The 16,061-nt window shown below is 70.2% G+C and carries 14 protein-coding genes; 9 read left to right on the plus strand and 5 right to left on the minus strand.

Translation table 11 applies throughout. The features are described 5' to 3' along the window. Positions 1-28 precede the first annotated feature (28 nt). The 4 genes from ptsP (at position 29) to E3O49_RS00595 (ending at position 3,584) form a co-directional block, all read left to right on the plus strand. On the plus strand, positions 29-1,714 hold the full coding sequence (gene ptsP / locus E3O49_RS00580; protein WP_134365753.1) for a phosphoenolpyruvate--protein phosphotransferase: 1,686 nt from the start codon (positions 29-31) through the stop codon (positions 1,712-1,714). A gap of 101 nt (positions 1,715-1,815) precedes the next feature. Next, positions 1,816-2,094 (plus strand): HPr family phosphocarrier protein, encoded by a 279-nt coding sequence (locus E3O49_RS00585; protein ID WP_134365754.1) that lies wholly within the window; start codon positions 1,816-1,818, stop codon positions 2,092-2,094. Positions 2,095-2,367: 273 nt separating this feature from the next. Then, positions 2,368-2,571, plus strand: coding sequence for a hypothetical protein (locus tag E3O49_RS00590; protein WP_134365763.1), 204 nt, complete (start codon positions 2,368-2,370; stop codon positions 2,569-2,571). Between the two features lie 2 nt (positions 2,572-2,573). Further along, positions 2,574-3,584, plus strand: a complete 1,011-nt coding sequence (locus tag E3O49_RS00595; RefSeq protein WP_174776675.1) for an FHA domain-containing protein — start codon at positions 2,574-2,576, stop codon at positions 3,582-3,584. A gap of 221 nt (positions 3,585-3,805) precedes the next feature. Here the strand turns inward: E3O49_RS00595 and E3O49_RS00600 are convergent, their stop codons facing one another. Beyond that, on the minus strand, positions 3,806-5,488 hold the full coding sequence (locus E3O49_RS00600; protein ID WP_134450816.1) for a DHA2 family efflux MFS transporter permease subunit: 1,683 nt from the start codon (positions 5,486-5,488) through the stop codon (positions 3,806-3,808). After that, the gene (locus E3O49_RS00605) at positions 5,485-6,294 is read right to left on the minus strand and encodes a tryptophan-rich sensory protein (RefSeq protein ID WP_134450818.1); all 810 of its coding nucleotides are present in this window, start codon (positions 6,292-6,294) and stop codon (positions 5,485-5,487) included. The genes E3O49_RS00600 and E3O49_RS00605 overlap by 4 nt, the downstream gene beginning before the upstream one ends. Before the next feature lie 57 nt (positions 6,295-6,351). Here E3O49_RS00605 and E3O49_RS00610 point away from each other — a divergent pair, with 57 nt between their 5' ends. Then, entirely contained in the window at positions 6,352-6,813 is a 462-nt protein-coding gene (locus E3O49_RS00610) for a MarR family winged helix-turn-helix transcriptional regulator (RefSeq protein WP_198415973.1), read from the plus strand. Between the two features lie 7 nt (positions 6,814-6,820). Here E3O49_RS00610 and E3O49_RS00615 read toward each other — a convergent pair whose 3' ends face one another. After that, positions 6,821-8,179 carry an LCP family protein gene (locus E3O49_RS00615; protein WP_134450820.1) on the minus strand — a complete coding sequence of 453 codons (1,359 nt, stop codon included), beginning with the start codon at positions 8,177-8,179 and terminating at the stop codon, positions 6,821-6,823. Between the two features lie 38 nt (positions 8,180-8,217). Between E3O49_RS00615 and E3O49_RS00620 the strand changes: the two genes are divergently transcribed. Beyond that, positions 8,218-8,604 (plus strand): VOC family protein, encoded by a 387-nt coding sequence (locus tag E3O49_RS00620; RefSeq protein WP_134365758.1) that lies wholly within the window; start codon positions 8,218-8,220, stop codon positions 8,602-8,604. 25 nt (positions 8,605-8,629) lie between these two features. Further along, positions 8,630-8,791 (plus strand): dienelactone hydrolase family protein, encoded by a 162-nt coding sequence (locus tag E3O49_RS16915; protein ID WP_241981008.1) that lies wholly within the window; start codon positions 8,630-8,632, stop codon positions 8,789-8,791. Between the two features lie 19 nt (positions 8,792-8,810). On the opposite strand, the gene E3O49_RS00630 is transcribed toward E3O49_RS16915, so the two are convergent. Then, positions 8,811-9,518 carry an HAD-IA family hydrolase gene (locus E3O49_RS00630; RefSeq protein WP_134404443.1) on the minus strand — a complete coding sequence of 236 codons (708 nt, stop codon included), beginning with the start codon at positions 9,516-9,518 and terminating at the stop codon, positions 8,811-8,813. A gap of 116 nt (positions 9,519-9,634) precedes the next feature. Between E3O49_RS00630 and E3O49_RS00635 the strand changes: the two genes are divergently transcribed. Continuing rightward, entirely contained in the window at positions 9,635-11,773 is a 2,139-nt protein-coding gene (locus tag E3O49_RS00635; RefSeq protein ID WP_134450822.1) for a S9 family peptidase, read from the plus strand. Between the two features lie 181 nt (positions 11,774-11,954). Further along, entirely contained in the window at positions 11,955-15,419 is a 3,465-nt protein-coding gene (locus tag E3O49_RS16735; protein WP_179954731.1) for a DEAD/DEAH box helicase, read from the plus strand. A 26-nt stretch (positions 15,420-15,445) separates the two neighbouring features. Here E3O49_RS16735 and E3O49_RS00645 read toward each other — a convergent pair whose 3' ends face one another. Continuing rightward, positions 15,446-15,973, minus strand: a complete 528-nt coding sequence (locus E3O49_RS00645) for a flavodoxin domain-containing protein (protein ID WP_134365897.1) — start codon at positions 15,971-15,973, stop codon at positions 15,446-15,448. Positions 15,974-16,061: the final 88 nt, after the last annotated feature.

Consider the following 16,061-nt stretch of genomic DNA (forward strand, 5'->3'; position numbering starts at 1 on the left):
TTCGCTGCGCGAGAATAGAGGTTATACCGTGCAAAATTTCACCGGCGTCGGCGTAAGCCCCGGCCGAATCATCGGATCCGTCAGGCAAATGCCGAAACCGATCAGCGAACCCCCGGCTGGCGACCGGCTGGATCCGTCGAAATCGGCGGATGAGGCGACCGGCGAATTACGCGCCGCGGCCAAGACGGTGCAGGCCGAGCTGCAGCGCCGCGCCGAAGCCGCCACGGGTGCCAGCAAGTCGGTCCTCGAAGCCACCGCGCTGATGGCCACCGACCCGATGCTGATTAAAGCCGCAGTGAAATTAGTCGCGACCGGAACGTCTACCGAACGGGCCATCTGGGAGTCCGGCGCATCCGTCGCTGAGATGCTGCACAACCTCGGCGGTTACATGGCCGAACGGGCCACGGATGTCCTTGACGTCCGAGCCCGGATCGTCGCCGAACTGCGCGGGGTCACCGCGCCCGGGATCCCCCACTCGGACGTTCCCTTTATTCTCGTTGCCGAAGACCTGGCCCCCGCCGACACGGCGACCCTGGACCCGAAGAAGGTCCTCGGACTGGTCACCAGCGGCGGCGGACCGCAGTCGCACACCGCGATCATCGCGCGCGCCCTCGGCCTGCCGGCCGTCGTCGCGGCGGTCGGCGTCGACGCCCTCGCCGACGGCACCGAGGTCTATGTGGACGGGGCCGCCGGCACCCTCCAGGTCGGTCCGGGTGACGAACAGCGCAAGGCCGTCGAGGCGTGGGAGCACGTCGCGGCCAGCCTGTCCGTGTTCGACGGCAACGGTGCCACCGCTGACGGCCACCTCGTTCCCATCCTGGCCAACGTGGGCGGGGCCGCGGACGCGGTCAAGGCCGCTGAAGCCGGAGCGCAGGGTGTCGGTCTGCTCCGCACCGAGTTCTGCTTCCTCGAACGCGACACCGAACCCACCATCGACGAGCAGGTCGTCGCCTACCGGGGCGTGTTCGACGCGTTCCCCGGCAAGAAGGTCGTCGTGCGCACGCTCGACGCCGGCGCCGACAAGCCGCTGCCGTTCCTCACCGACAGCACGGAGCCCAACCCGTCGCTCGGCGTTCGCGGCTACCGCACCGACATGACCAGCCCCGGCGTGCTCAAGCGCCAGCTCACGGCCATCGCGACCGCCGCCGAGGCGTCCTCCGCCGTGGTCTGGGTGATGGCCCCGATGATCGCCACGGTCGACGAGGCCGCCGACTTCGCGGCCATGTGCCGCGTTGCCGGGCTGAAGACCCCCGGCGTCATGGTGGAGGTTCCCTCCGCGGCCCTCCGCTCGGCGAGCATCCTGACCGAAGCCGAATTCGTCAGCCTCGGCACGAACGACCTGACCCAGTACGCGATGGCCGCGGACCGGCAGCTCGGCACGCTCGCGGCGCTGAACTCGCCCTGGCAGCCCGCCGTGCTGCAGCTGATCCAGCTTACCGTCGCCGGGTCGATCGCCGAAGGCCACAACAAGCCCGTGGGTGTGTGCGGCGAAGCCGCGGCCGACCCCGTGCTCGCCGTGGTGCTCGTCGGACTGGGCGTCGCAACCCTGTCGATGACATCCCGCTCGATGTCAGCCGTCGGCGCCGTGCTCAAGTCCGTGACGCTCGAAGAGGCCCAGGGGCTCGCCGAACTCGCACTCTCGGCACGCAACGCCGACGAGGCGCGTACGCGGGTGCGCGCCGGATTGCCCATACTGGAAGAGCTGGGACTCTGACCGCTCGCCGGCCATCCGTCGCAGCAGCAGAACACAGAGCAACACTGTGAGCATCACCATCGGCGGGCCTTACCCTCGCCGAGCACCAATGAGGAGGAAGAATGTCCGAACGTAAAGCCACCATTGCGAGCCGCGTTGGCCTGCACGCCCGCCCCGCGTCCATCTTCGCGGCCGCGGTCGGCGAACAGACCACTGAGGTCACGATCGGCCTGGAGACCGACCCGGCCGAAGACGCCATGGACGCCTCGAGCATCCTGTCGCTGATGAGCCTGGGCGCCTCCAATGGCGACGTCGTGGTTCTTCGCGCCGAGGGCGACGGATCCGACGAGGTGCTCGAAGCACTCGTGAAGATCCTGGAAACGGACCTCGACGCCGAGTAGCACCCCGCGCCGCCGGCGCGACGAAACCGAAAAGAGCACCCTCGCCACGAGGGTGCTTTTTTTGTTTCGGCATCAGCCGGAACAGGTCACGCGCGGGTCTTCCCCCGGCGGTCACCCTTGACTAGGGTTGCCCGTACACGCGGCGGACGAGACCCTGAGCGGCCGCCCGATTCCCTGCAGACGAGCGAGAAGGAACCAACCGTGACTGACAGCCAGAACCCCGCAGCCGCCCCCAGCGTCACCGGCCCCGCCACCGGCCCGGACGCACACAACATCAAGGACTGGACCGACCTCGGCAAGGAGATGTGGTCCTATCTCACCGGCAAGAGCGCCGTGATCAACTACAAGTTCATCGATATGACCGTCGAGGTGCCGCGCGACATCGGGCCGGACGCCCCGCGCGCCACCTGGAAGCTGAACGGGACGCTGCAAGTCACCACCAGTGAGGGCTCCGGCACCGAACCGCTCGCGCCGTAGCGATGAGTCCCTCCACGCGCCTGGATATCGACCTGGCGTTCTCCCTGGTGGGGCCGGGTGCGGCCTCGTCCCCGGAGCCCGGCGCCGCCCCGGCTGCCGGCCCCGCAGCGCCGTCCGAGCCCGCCGAGCAGATGAACGGCACCATCACCGCCCGCGGACTGCACGTCGAGGTCTTCTCGAGCAAGCCCGAACTCTTCGTGCGGGCCAGAACGACGAAGCTGAAAGACATCCGTGGCCTGGCCGCCGACCTGGCCGAGCGGGGGCTGACCGTCTCCGTGTCGGGGCCGGACGGTTTGATCATCCGTCTCGGCGCCGTGCGCGCGCCGGTCATCCAACGTCTGCTGACCGGCTCAGCGCATATCGCACTCGGCAGCCGGGCCGCCCTGGTTCCCCTGCTGCGCCGACGGAGCGCGGGAGCCGCGGATGCCCCGTCGTTCCCGCTCCCGCCGCCGACTCTGTTGCCGCTGGTGCCCACCTTCGACCGCAGGATCCGGCGCAGGATCACGACGACGCACTACGCGGCGGGGGCAGGCCGGCCCCGGCTGATCTTCGTCGTCGGTTCCGAGAACTGGAACGGGCAGATGCCGCGCGAGTTCGACCTGCTGCCGGGCACCACCACGATCGGTTCGGCGCCGGATGCCGACCTGCAGCTGCAGGGCCTCCAGCCTTTCCACGCCGAGATCCGCCACGATGAGAACGACGAATACGTCCTGTACCCGCTCGGCGAGGTGTCCGGCGGCGCCCGGCGGGAGTCCCCTCCGGACCAGGCCGGCGCCGGGCAGGTGCTGCGGACCGGGGCTCGGATCGAAATGGGGCCGTGGCGGATGGCGTTCTTCCGGGAGGAATATGCCGACCACGGCCGCCCCTACGGCGGTCGCCTGGGCGGTGAGCTGTCGTACCAGAAGCCGCAGCCCAGCCGCCGCAGCACCCCGCCCCAACCGCCGGCGTCCGCCCAGCCCGCGGATGCCGCGCCACCCGCCGGTGCCGCCCCGGTCGACGATTCCGAAATCTGAGGTCTCTCGGCAGAGGCGGCGCCGCCGTCTCGACGCGCGGCGGCCGGGCCCTGCGTCGAACCAATTCGACGGAGATACTGCCCTAAAAACCCGGATCCGGGCGGTTCCGGACCGATTTGGGCAAAATCTCCGTCGAATTCGTTAGGGCGTGGGGCTCCCACGCGTGCGGGGGATGTGCGGGAGACGCGCGGGGCTGGCTCGCGAGGCCAGCCGAGGCAGGCCTAGAGGGGCTCGCCCGAGGTTCGGGCCGCCGGGACGGATGCGCCGGGCGCCGGCTCCGGCTGCTCGCGGGGCTCGTGGTGCGGCGCCGTTCCGGACAGGCGCAGGGTGGCCAGGAAGCCGAGCACGAGGAACCCCGCCGCGGCGAAGGCCGAGTAACGGGTGCCGTCGCTGAAGGCCTCCCGCGCGGCATCCGCCACGGCCGGGCTCTGCGCCTCCAGGGCCGGGATCGCGGAGCCGGCGCTGTCCACGACCGCGTCCACGATCTGGGTCTGCGTCTGGACCGGCAGACCCGGCACAGAGGACAGCTTCTCGTCGAGCGAGGCCCCGACCGCGGTGAACAGCACGGTGCCGAGCACCGCGATGCCCAGCGCAGACCCGATCTGCCGGGCGGTGCTGGAGGTGCCGGAGCCCTGGCCGCTCTGGGACACCGGCACATCCTTGAGCACCACGCCGGTCAGCTGGGCGGTGGCCAGGCCGACGCCCATTCCGTAGACGAACAGGAACGGCACGACCACCAGCCAGGTGGCATCCGCCGTGATGACGAGGCCGAGCCCGGTGACACCGATGATCTCCGCAACGATGCCCATGCGCACGATCGTCTCCGGTGAAGTCTTGTTGCCGAACGCGCCCGACAGCCCGCTGGCCACAAAGGAGCCCATCGCGAGCGCGAGCAGCACGAACCCGGTCTGCAGGGCGTCGTAGCCGAGCACGTTCTGCAGCCAGAGCGGCAGCGAGAGGATAATGCCGAATTCGCCGAGCGACACGATCATGGCGGCGATGTTGCCGTTGCGGAACGACGGGATCGCGAACAGGGAGAAGGCGAGCAGGGTGGTCTTGCCGACCCGCTGGCGGTAGAGCCCCCAGTAGACGTACGCGACCCCAGAGAGAATCGTGAGCAGGAACACGAACGGGATGATGGACACCTCGTACGGCCAGGTCCAGTCGCCGACCGTCGGGGCATTGTTGGTGAGCCACCAGCCGTAGCTGCGGCCCTCGATCAGCCCGAAGACGAGCGAGGCGCTGGCGATGACCGAGAGGATGGCGCCGACCACGTCGACGCGGCGGGGCTCCCCCGCGTCCTTGGATTCGGCCACGAAAACCAGCACGCCGACGATGATGACGATCCCGAGCGGCACGTTGATGCCGAACGCCCACCGCCACGAGTAATACGTGGTCAGCCAGCCGCCGAGCAGCGGGCCGACGGCCACCATGCCGCCGATGGTCGAGCCCCAGATCGCGAACGCGATGCCGCGGTCCCGGCCGCGGAAGGTCGCGTTGATGATCGACAGCGACGTGGGCAGCACCATCGCGCCGCCGACGCCCTGCACCAGCCGGGCCAGGATGAGCAGGTCACCCGACTGCGAGAACGCGGCGAAGACGGATGCCGTGGCGAAGACGACCACGCCGAGGATCAGGATGCTGCGGCGCCCGAAGCGGTCCGCGAGGGTGCCGAACACGAGCAGGAGCGCTGCGAAGACGAGGGTGTAGCTCTCCTGCACCCACTGCACCTGGGTCGAGGTGATGGCCAGGTCGTCCACGATCGAGGGGATGGCGACGTTGATGATCGTGGAGTCGACGATGATCAGGGCCACCGCGACGCTGATGAAGACGAGGCCGAACCAGCGGCGGCGGGCCGCTGCGGCGGGCGAGGTGACGGCGGGGGCGGGGGCGGGGCCGGTCATGCGGATACCAATCCTTCTGTTGAGGCGAACGAGGAGCTGCGGATGCGGGCGAAGGCCGTGACGATCACGATCACGGCCACCGCGGCGATGGCCGCGATCGCGGTCGGGGTGGAGAGGAGGTAGCCGGTCAGCCGGGCGACGGCCACCCAGCCGAGGCCCCAGCAGAGCGAGGCGGCGGGGGCGAGCCGGCCACGGCCGTAGAGGGCGATCAGCACGCCGACCAGGCCGGCCACCGCGATCACCCCGACCCCCCAGACGTCGGAGCCGAGGCCGAAGCCGAAGAAGCCGGAGGCGACCAGCACGGCCGTCACGTTCGCGGCGGTCGCGACGCTGACCCAGCCGAGGTACAGGCCGACCGTGCCGTCGGCGACGATCGTCTCGATCAGGTTCTTCGGCCGCGACGCGAGGCTGAGCCGGAAGGCCCGGATCAGCACGATCAGCAACAGCACGATCACGGGGACGCTGAGCACCAGAAGATCGAACTGGATGCTGAGGATCCAGGCGGCGTTCAGCACCAGCGAGGCCGCGATCGGGTAACCGAGGGCGCGCTGCCGGGCATCCGTCTTCTGCGCCGGCAGGAACTGCCAGATGGCGTAGGCGATGAGGCCGAGGTAGATCGGCGTCCAGATGCCGAATGCCGGGCCGCCGGGCGCGATCGGAGTCGCGTCCGCGGCGAGGGCACCGCCCGACGCGTTCTGGATCGGGGTTCCGCCGGCGGCGCCCGAGCCGATGAACGATCCCACGATGGCCAGGACGGCGCTGACCAGCACCACCGTCTGCCGCAGGCGATCGCTGCTCTGTTTCATTTCAGTCTCCTAGTAATCAGCTAGCTGATGACTTGACGCTAGCACTAGATTAGGGGCATGACCACACCTGATCCGGGACCTCCCGCGGAGAAGGAGCCGCTGACCGAGTCGATGGCCTGCTGGCCGACCGGACGCCTGCTCTCGACCGCCGCACGGCTGGTCGAACACGCCTGGGTGGAGGCCCTGGACCGGCTTGGACTCACCCACGCCGGCATGATCGCACTGCACCTGCTCGGCTCGGGACCGCTCAGCCAGACCGAACTCGCGCACGCCGCCCGGGTGCAGACCCAGACCATGTCCCGCACCCTCGAACGGCTCGAACGGGAGGGCTACGTGGTGCGCACCCGGGACGAACACGACGCCCGGCGACACTCCGTGGCCCGAACGGATGCCGGCACCGCCGCCTGGGAGAAGTCGCGCACGCTGGAGGCGGACCTGTTTCCCGCGCTCGAGAACGCCGACGCGATGCGCGACACGCTGCTCCAGATCATCTCCGCTTCCTCCGCCCACCGCTGGTAGCACTCACCTAGTAGGACGCCTCCGAACAGGTTTGCTGCGCGGCGGTCTGGCCCCGGAGCCCCTCGAGCACCGCCGGGCTGGTCGGGGTCGGGGTCGGCGTGGGGGTCGGCGCCGGGGCCGGGCCCGAGACGGGGCCAGCCGACGGGTTGGTGCCGGGCAGGATCGACGGTGGCGCCGACGGGGCAGCCGACGCAGGGACCGACGTTGCGGGGGCGGTCGGCCCCGGGGACGCCTGGTCGAGCGTGGCACTGGGACCGAGCGCATCCGGCGCGAGTGCGAAGGATTCGTCGGCGGCGACCTTGCGGAATAGCTCAGTGGCGAGGTCCGGGGACGGCACGAGCTTGGCGCTGTTGTCCGGGTTGGGCTCCGAGGGGTACTGCACGAACACGATCCGGTCGAGGCTGATGTCCCGCAGCGCCAGCGCCATGCTCACCATGGTGGACATGTTCGCGAGCGAAGTGGAAAGCTTGAGGTTCTGGCCGGCGGCGGCGGACAGCCGAGACAGCTTGGGCAGGTCGGTCAGAGTGGAGTTGCTCTTCAGCACCCGCACGAGCGAGGACATGTAGGCCTGCTGCGAGGAGATCCGGGACAGGTCGCTGCCGTCTCCCACCCCGTGCCGGCTGCGGAGGTAGGACAGTGCGGTCTGGCCCGACACGACGCTCGGTCCGGCCGGGAGGTTCAGCCCGGTGTACGGGTCGTTGATGGGGTCGGTCAGGCAGATCGGCACGCCTCCCACCGCATCGGCCATGGCGACGGTGCCCTCGAACGAGATCAGCCCCGCGTAGGGGATCGACAGTCCGGTCAGGAGGCCGACCGTCGCGACCACGCATCCCAGACCGCCCCGGCCGAACGCCTCGTTGATCGGCTGGGCCGAGACCGCGCCCGCGACGTCGCCGGTGACCGGGTCGGTGCAGTCCGGTTGCGGGATGACGAGGTCCCGGGGAATGCTGACGACGACGGCGCTCCGGTGGTCCGCCGCCACGTGCAGCAGGATGTTCACGTCATTGAGCGTGCCGCCACGATCGCCGAAGGCCGCGCTCTGGTCGGCCGTGTTGTCGACCCCCACCATCAGCACGTTGAAGCCGCCGTCGAACGAGCCGAGCTGCGGGGCGGCGGCCCCGCGGCCATCCGTGCGGCCGTTGGAGATGTCGACCGCGTTCGCCGTGACATCGTTGGCGAATCGGGTCACCCACAACCCCGCCAGGACCGTGCCGCTGACCAACACGACCGCGAGGGTGCTCGCGGTGAACTCGAGCAACGGCAGCACCGTGCTGTGCCAACGGGAGCGGCGCCGGTGCCGCACCGGAACGGTGCCGTGGCGGCGCCCCGGCTCGGCCAGTTCGTCGGGTTGCCCATCCGGAGCCACCGGTCCCTCCCGCCACTCGAGTATGCGAAACTGCGGAGATGCTCATCAACGGAGTGCACCACATCGCCATTATTGCCAGCGACTACGAAGTGTCCAAGGCCTTCTATCTCGAGATTCTGGGGTGCACCCTCGAAGCGGAGTACTACCGCGCCGAACGGGAGTCCTGGATGGGCAAACTCGCCCTGAACGGCCATTACCTGATCGAGTTGTTCTCGTTTCCGGACACCCCGCCCCGCCGCAGCGGACCCGAGGCGCTCGGGCTGCGCCACCTCGCGTTCGAGGTCGACGACGTGGCGGCGGCGCACGCCGAACTGCTGGGCAAGGATGTCGACTGCGAGGAGCTCCGGGTGGATCCCAACAACGGGAAGGCAATGTTCTTCTTCCGGGACCCCGACGGCCTGCCGCTGGAGGTCTACGAACGCTGACCCGGTTTCGGGGGCGATCGGTAGAGTGGCCCGCGCCATCATCGCCTCCGCCCCGCAGGCGGAGTTGTTCCTGTATCCCGGTGATCAGCATTACTTCGCCGACAGTTCGTTGCCCTCCTACGATGCCGGCGCCGCCGAGCTCCTTCTGGAGCGGGTGATCGGTTTCCTGGGCAAGATCCCCGGGTGAGCAGCCGGGCCCGGGGCCGCTAGCGCGGCTCGACCAGGTGGAAGACCACTCCATCGTCCTGTACCGACACGCGCAGGCGGTCGAGACCGGGCACGACCAGGTCGGCCTCCAGTTCGGCGGCGAGGTGGGTGCCGACGACGCCGATCGTGGCGCAGCCGGCGGCGCGGGCCGCAGCGAGTCCGGCGGGGGCGTCCTCGACGACGACGCAGCGGGCCGGGTCGACGCCGAGACGTTCGGCCGCCAGCAGGAACGGCTCGGGGAACGGCTTGCCGCGGCTGGTGTCGTCGATGGTCACGACCGTGACCGGTGCGGAAAAGCCCGCGGCGTCCAGGCGCAGCAGGCAGAGTTCCCGGCCGCAGGACGTGACGATCGCCCGGCGGCCCTCGGGGATGCTCTGCATGAGTTCCGCCGCGCCGGCCAGGATCGTGACGCCATCCGTGTCGGCCAGTTCGAGCTCGGTCAGCCGCACGACGGATGTCTCGACCAGCTCCTCCGCCACCAGGGTCGCGATCATCTGACGTGCCGGTACGCCGTGCTCGGGCCCGGTGAACGACGGCCCGAGCCCGACCTCGGCGGCCCAGCGCAGCCAGGACCGGGTGACGGCCCGGGTGGAGTCGACCAGGGTGCCGTCCATGTCGAAGAGCACCGCCTGGAAGACCCGTCCCTCCAGGGCTTCCGTCACGTGGGGCACGGACGTGTCGAGCGGGGCGGTTCCTGGCTGCGTCATTCTGGTTCCATTCGTCTCTGGGTCGGTACCCCTCAAGTCTGCGCCCCCGCCGCGCCCGGACCTATCCGGGGCGGCGTCCCGGCCGGAGCGCATCCACCGCAACTACGCTGGAACTCATGACCACTCCTCCCCGCGCCGCCAGGAAGCCCCAGCAGCGCAGCTTCCACAACGATGTGTTCACCGACGACTACGACTGGCTGCGCGACAAGGACAGCCCCGATGTGATCGCCCATCTCGAGGCCGAGAACGCGTTCACGGATGCCCGCACCGCGCACCTGTCCCTGTTGCAGGAGCAGGTCTTCGAGGAAATCAAGGGTCGCACCCAGGAGACCGACCTCAGCGTTCCCGTTCGGCAGGGAAAGTGGTGGTACTACACCCGCACGGTGGAGGGGCAGTCGTACGGCATCCACTGCCGGGCGCCCATCGCGGGGCAGGGCGACTGGACGCCGCCGGTTCTGCCCGAGCAGGTTCCCGGAGTGACGCCGGGCCTTCCGGGCGAGCAGATCGTGCTCGACGACAACGCCGAGGCGGCGGGCCACGAGTTCTACTCGCTCGGCAGCACCGACGTCAGCGGTGACTCGAGCCGGCTGCTGTACGCCGTCGACGCCGAGGGCGACGAGCGGTACACGATCCGGGTGCGCACCATCGCGACCGGCGAGAACCTCGCCGACGAGATCCCGAACACCGGCGAGGGCGCCCTGTTCGACCCCAGCGGCCGCTACATCTTCTACACCACGGTGGACGACGCCTGGCGGCCCGACACCGTCTGGCGGCACGAGGTGGGCACCGCGGCATCCGCCGACGTGTCCGTCTTCCACGAACCCGACGAACGGTTCTGGGTGGGCATCGGCCTCACCCGCAGCCGCCGGTTCCTGCTGATCGAGGCCGGCTCGAGCGTCACCACCGAAACCCGCCTGCTCGACGCCGCCGACCCCACCGGGGACTTCGCGCTGGTCTGGCCGCGCCGCGACGGCGTCGAATACGACGTGGAGCACGCCGTGCTGGGCGGCGAGGACGTCCTGTTGATCGTGCACAACGACAACGCGGTCAATTTCGAACTGGTCAGCGTCTCCGTCACCGACCCGCAGGGCGGGAAACGGATGCTGCTGCCCCACGACGCCGCCGTGCGCCTGGAAAGCATTGACGCCTTCCGCGATTTCGTGGTGGCCGAATACCGCCGGGACGGGCTCACCCGCGTGGCCGTCGCCCCGTCCATGGCCGGGGGCGGTCTCGATTTCACCGAGCTCGCCTTTGAAGAACCGCTGTACTCGGTCGGCACCTCGGCCAATCCCGAGTGGGAGCAGCCGACCATCCGTCTCGGCTATACCAGCTTCGTCACCGCGTCGACCGTCTACGACCACGTCGTCGCCACCGGCGAGCGCCACCTGCTCAAGCAGCAGCCTGTGCTGGGCCGCTACGACCCGAGCCTGTTCGAGCAGCGCCGCGAGTGGGCCACCGCGGCCGACGGCACGCGGGTGCCGATCTCCCTCGTCTACCGGCGGGACCTGGTCGCGGCAGGCAAGCCCGCGCCGACCCTGCTCTACGGCTACGGGTCGTACGAGATCAGCATCGACCCGTCGTTCAGCATCGCCCGGCTCAGCCTGCTCGACCGCGGCATGATCCTCGCGATCGCGCACGTGCGCGGCGGCGGCGAACTCGGCCGGCTCTGGTACGAGAACGGCAAGAAGCTGCACAAGCGCAACAGCTTCACGGACTTCATCGACTGCGCCCAGCACCTGATCGACGCGGGTTACACCGCTCCCGACAGGCTCGTCGCCGAGGGCCGCAGCGCCGGCGGCCTGCTGATGGGCGCCGTCGCCAACCTGGCCCCCGAGCTGTTCTCCGGCATCCTCGCGGGGGTCCCGTTCGTCGACGCTCTGACGTCGATCCTGGACCCGTCGTTGCCGTTGACCGTGATCGAGTGGGACGAGTGGGGCGACCCGCTGCACGACCCGGAGGTGTACGCGTACATGCGCGGCTACTCCCCCGTTGAGAACGTGCACGACACGCACTACCCGCGCGTGCTCGCCGTGACCAGCCTCAACGACACCCGGGTGCTCTACGTCGAACCGGCCAAATGGGTGGCCCGGCTGCGCGACGTGGGGGCGGACGCGCTGCTGAAGACCGAGATGTCGGCCGGACACGGCGGGGTGTCCGGCCGCTACAGCCGCTGGCGTGAGACCGCGTTCGACTTCGCCTGGATCATCGATGCCGCGCGGGCGCATCCGTCGGGTGAAGGGGCGCTCACGGCCTGAGTCGGCGGGGACCGCGCCCGCGGCCCGGGTGAGCGGCCCCGAACCAATTCGACGGAGATTCTGCCCGAATCGCCCCCAAACAGCCCGCACAAGCAGTTTTGCGGCAAAATCTCCGTCGAATTGGGTGAACACCGGACACGGCGGCGCTCCGCCTGTGCGGCCCGCGTGAGAGCATGGAGCCATGTCTGAGGCCGGGTCTCCCCCGGCGCGGGCGGACTGGAAGCGGATTGCGGGGCGCGCCGCTGAGCCGGCCGGCGCAGCCGTGTCACCGGGCGCGCGGCGCGCCGCCCCGGCCCCGCCCGTGGCCATGGGCCTCCAATTCGAGCTGCGCGAGCAGACACCCCGCACGAACGACCGCTGGCGCGGCGCCACGGCCCGGACGGTCACGTCCCTCGGCGCCGGCCACGGCGTCCTGCGGCTGGGGGTGCGGCCGGTCATCCTGAATGCCCGAGGCAATTGGGTGCGCACCAACGTGTCCTGGAACCAGCTCGGCTTCCACCTGAACCGGTTGAACCTGAACCTGGCCCACCACCGCTGGCTCAGCCAGCTCCTCGCCCTGCACCGGGCCGTGCGCGGCGTCTACACCAGCCAGGAAGCCGACTGGCTCTACCTGGACGACTTCGCGAGCCCGCTGCTCTGGACTCTGTTCGACGAAGCCGACGTGCTCGGCCTGCGGCTGGTCGGCAGCAAGAAGGATGCCACGGTCACGGTGCACCGCGAGGCCCGCGTCAGCCTCGACGCCACCGCGCACATCGACTACGAGCTCCTCGACGCGATCGCGCTCGAGACCACCGCGCACCCCGCCGTGCCTGACACCATCGACGTCGCCCCCGCGACCACCCCCGCCACCGTGCCCGCGCCCGCCGGCCTGCGCCTGACCACCCGGCTCCTGTTCGACGGCGCCCCGCACGACCCCGCCCGGGCGGGCGCCATCGGCACCCACGGGGTGTACGGCTTCGCCCTGGGTCCGCAGCCGGCGTTCACCCTGGCCCCCACCGCCGGCCCGCTTAGCCCCGAACAGGCCCGGCTGCTCGGCCGGCCCGATTCCGTGATCGTGCCCGAATCCGACGTGACCGAGTTCCTGACCGAGTTCTACCCGGCGCTGCGCCACGCCCTCCCGGTGACCAGCACGGATGCCACGGTGCACTTCCCCGAGTCCGACCCGCCCGTGCTCGTGCTCACCGCACGCTTCCGGCCCCGGCACACCCTCGACCTGGGGTGGCACTGGGAGTACCACGAGGGTTCCGCCGTGACCGCGCTGCCCGTGCTGCCTTCGCTGCCCCTGCTGCCCGTCCGGGCCGTCCGGGCCGAGGCCGGGAGCCCGGCCGGGAGGCCGGCCGACAGCCCGGCCGACTCTCGTGGCGCAAGTTCTGGCCCGGGGCGCAGGCTCGAGCATGCGCCCCGGGCCGTAACCACCGCCACGACGAACGCTCCGGGCGACGATGGCACCGCCGACGGGACGAACGACGGGACGGACGACGGGACGGACGGCGACGGGACGGACGGCGACGGCACGGACGGCGGCACGGACCACAACGGCACGGGCGACGACGGCAGCAGGGACACGGCCGCCGAGCGCGACATCCTGGGCCGGGTCAACGCAGAGCTCGAGCAGGCCGGGCAGGGGCGGCTGGGCCCGGCCGCGGCATCCGTCACCCTGCAGGGCGTGGACGCGGCCGAGTTCACCGAGAAGACGCTGGGGCGGTTGGCGCTGCCGGGCGTGCGGGTCGATGCCGTCGGCGTGCAGCCGGACTACCGCGAGCTGACCGAGACGCCGGAGCTGACCATCACCACGATCGAGACCGACCAGCGCGACTGGTTCGACCTCGGCGTGATCGTGACCATCGACGGCCGCAGCGTGCCGTTCGGCCCATTGTTCAAGGCGCTGGCCAAGGGGCGGAACAAGCTCCTGCTCGTCGACAACAGCTATCTCTCGCTGCGGCAGCCGGCGTTCGAGCGGCTGCACGAACTGATCGACGAGGCCCGCGCCCTGCAGGAATGGGACACCGGGCTGCGGATCAGCCGCTACCAGGCCGGGCTCTGGGCCGAGTTCGAGGACCTCGCCGAGCACACCGAGCAGGCCGTGGCGTGGCGCGCGGCCGTGTCCGGGCTGCTCGCCCTGAACGGCCCGAACGGAGAGAACGGCGACACCGGCACCGGCGCGGCCGCGAGCACCGACACGAGCCCCGCCCCCGTCCTCGCACCGACCGCCCTCCCGGCCGGCGTGCGGGCGACCCTGCGCCCCTACCAAATGCAGGGCTTCACCTGGCTGGCGTTCCTCTGGCGGCACCGGCTGGGCGGCATCCTCGCCGACGACATGGGCCTCGGCAAGACGCTGCAGACCCTGGCGCTGATCGTGCACGCCACCGGCGAGCCGGGCCCGGTCGAGCCCGGCACCGACCGGCGGCCGTTCCTGGTGGTGGCCCCGACATCCGTCGTCGCCAATTGGGCCTCCGAGGCCGCCCGCTTCACCCCGGGCCTGACGGTGCGGGTGATCACGGCCACCGAGGCGGCGTCCGGCGTGACCCTGACGGATGCCGCGGCCGGCGCCGACGTGCTGGTCACCTCCTACACGCTGTTCCGTCTCGACTTCGAGGCCTACCAGGCCCACGGCTGGGCCGGACTGATCCTCGACGAGGCGCAGTTCGTGAAGAACCGCACCTCCCGGCTGCACCAGTGCGCACGCGAACTGAACACCCCGTTCAAGCTCGCCATCACGGGCACCCCGCTGGAGAACAACCTGTTGGAGTTACACGCGCTGTTCGCGATCGTGGCCCCCGGACTGTTCCCCTCCCTCCGCCGGTTCACCGAGGAATATGTGCGCCCGGTGGAACGCGGGGACAACCCGGAGCGGCTGGCCAGGCTGCGCCGACGCATCCGCCCCCTGCTGCTGCGGCGCACCAAGGAACTCGTCGCCCCCGAGCTGCCGCCCAAGCAGGAGCAGGTGCTGCAGATCCCGCTGAACGCCCGGCACCGCACCCTCTACGACACCTTCCTGCAGCGCGAACGGCAGAAACTCTTCGGCCTGATCGACGACCTCGACCAGAACCGGTTCATCGTCTTCCGCTCCCTGACCCTGCTGCGCCTGCTCAGCCTGGACCCGTCCCTGGTGGACGAGAAATACGCCGGCGTGCCGTCGAGCAAACTCGACGCCCTGTTCGAGCAGCTCGAGGACGTCGTCGCCGAGGGCCACCGGGCGCTTGTCTTCAGCCAGTTCACCTCGTTCCTGCAAAAGGCCGCGGCCCGGCTCGACGCCCGAGGCACCTCGTACTGCTACCTCGACGGCTCCACCCTGCGCCGGTCGGAGGTGATCGACCGGTTCAAGACGGGCGCCGAGCCGGTGTTCCTGATCAGCCTCAAAGCAGGCGGGTTCGGTCTCAACCTGACCGAGGCGGACTACGTGTTCCTGCTCGACCCGTGGTGGAACCCGGCCACCGAGACGCAGGCCGTCGACCGCACCCACCGGATCGGTCAGACCCGCAACGTGATGGTCTACCGCATGGTCGCGACCGGCACGATCGAGGAGAAGGTGATGGCCCTGCAGCAGCGCAAGGCCGCCCTGTTCGATTCCGTGCTGGGGGGCGAAGGCACCGGTTTCAGCGACGCCCTCACCGCCGACGATATCCGCGGCCTGCTCGAGCGCTGACAGGCCCTGAGAGCGGTCAGCGGGCGTCAGCCGGCCGGCAGCTCCTTGGCGATGGCCGCCGCCCACTCGTCGATCGCGGCCCAGTTGCGAAAGTCTCCCTCGGGCAGCAGGTCGCGGCCCGACGGGATACGCCGGACCAACCGGTCGCGGCGGCCGAGCACGGCCGGGTCGAGTGCACCGAAGAACACCTGCATCCCGCGCGGCTGGAGCGCCTGGCTGAACTCCTCGAATTGCTTCGGCTCGGACTCCTTGAGCAGGTCCCGGCCCTGGGCGTCCTTGCCCGCCGCGCCGAGCGGCCCGCTGCTGAACAGCCAGACCGGCTGGGTCGCGAGCAGCTCCCGATTGCGCTTGACGAACTCGGTCGCCTCCTTGCGCCAGGAGCCCATGTAGGCGGAACTGCCGATCACGAACCCGGCGTAGTCGCCGGGGTTGTCAACGGATGCGACGGGTCGGGCCTCGGCCTCGCGACCCGCTTCGCGGAGCTTCCGTGCGATGCGCTCCGCGATCCCCTCGGTGGCGCCGTACTTGCTCGAATAACCCACCAGTATCGTCATGATTGCCTCCCGCTCGTCGTGCACGCCGGCCCTACGGGGTCGTCAGTCCTACGGTTCAATCGTATTCGTGGCGAGCCTGATCCCGGGC

Origin of the sequence: Cryobacterium shii (assembly GCF_004402595.1) — a bacterium.
Taxonomy (GTDB): Bacteria; Actinomycetota; Actinomycetes; order Actinomycetales; family Microbacteriaceae; genus Cryobacterium; species Cryobacterium shii.

Coding starts and splice junctions, on each gene's coding strand:
- E3O49_RS00585 (WP_134365754.1), top strand. CDS start 1,816: ATGTCCGAACGTAAAGCCACCATTGCGAGCCGCGTTGGCCTGCACGCC.
- E3O49_RS00595 (WP_174776675.1), top strand. CDS start 2,574: ATGAGTCCCTCCACGCGCCTGGATATCGACCTGGCGTTCTCCCTGGTG.
- E3O49_RS00600 (WP_134450816.1), bottom strand. CDS start 5,488: ATGACCGGCCCCGCCCCCGCCCCCGCCGTCACCTCGCCCGCCGCAGCG.
- E3O49_RS00605 (WP_134450818.1), bottom strand. CDS start 6,294: ATGAAACAGAGCAGCGATCGCCTGCGGCAGACGGTGGTGCTGGTCAGC.
- E3O49_RS00610 (WP_198415973.1), top strand. CDS start 6,352: ATGACCACACCTGATCCGGGACCTCCCGCGGAGAAGGAGCCGCTGACC.
- E3O49_RS00620 (WP_134365758.1), top strand. CDS start 8,218: ATGCTCATCAACGGAGTGCACCACATCGCCATTATTGCCAGCGACTAC.
- E3O49_RS00630 (WP_134404443.1), bottom strand. CDS start 9,518: ATGACGCAGCCAGGAACCGCCCCGCTCGACACGTCCGTGCCCCACGTG.
- E3O49_RS00635 (WP_134450822.1), top strand. CDS start 9,635: ATGACCACTCCTCCCCGCGCCGCCAGGAAGCCCCAGCAGCGCAGCTTC.
- E3O49_RS16735 (WP_179954731.1), top strand. CDS start 11,955: ATGTCTGAGGCCGGGTCTCCCCCGGCGCGGGCGGACTGGAAGCGGATT.
- E3O49_RS00645 (WP_134365897.1), bottom strand. CDS start 15,973: ATGACGATACTGGTGGGTTATTCGAGCAAGTACGGCGCCACCGAGGGG.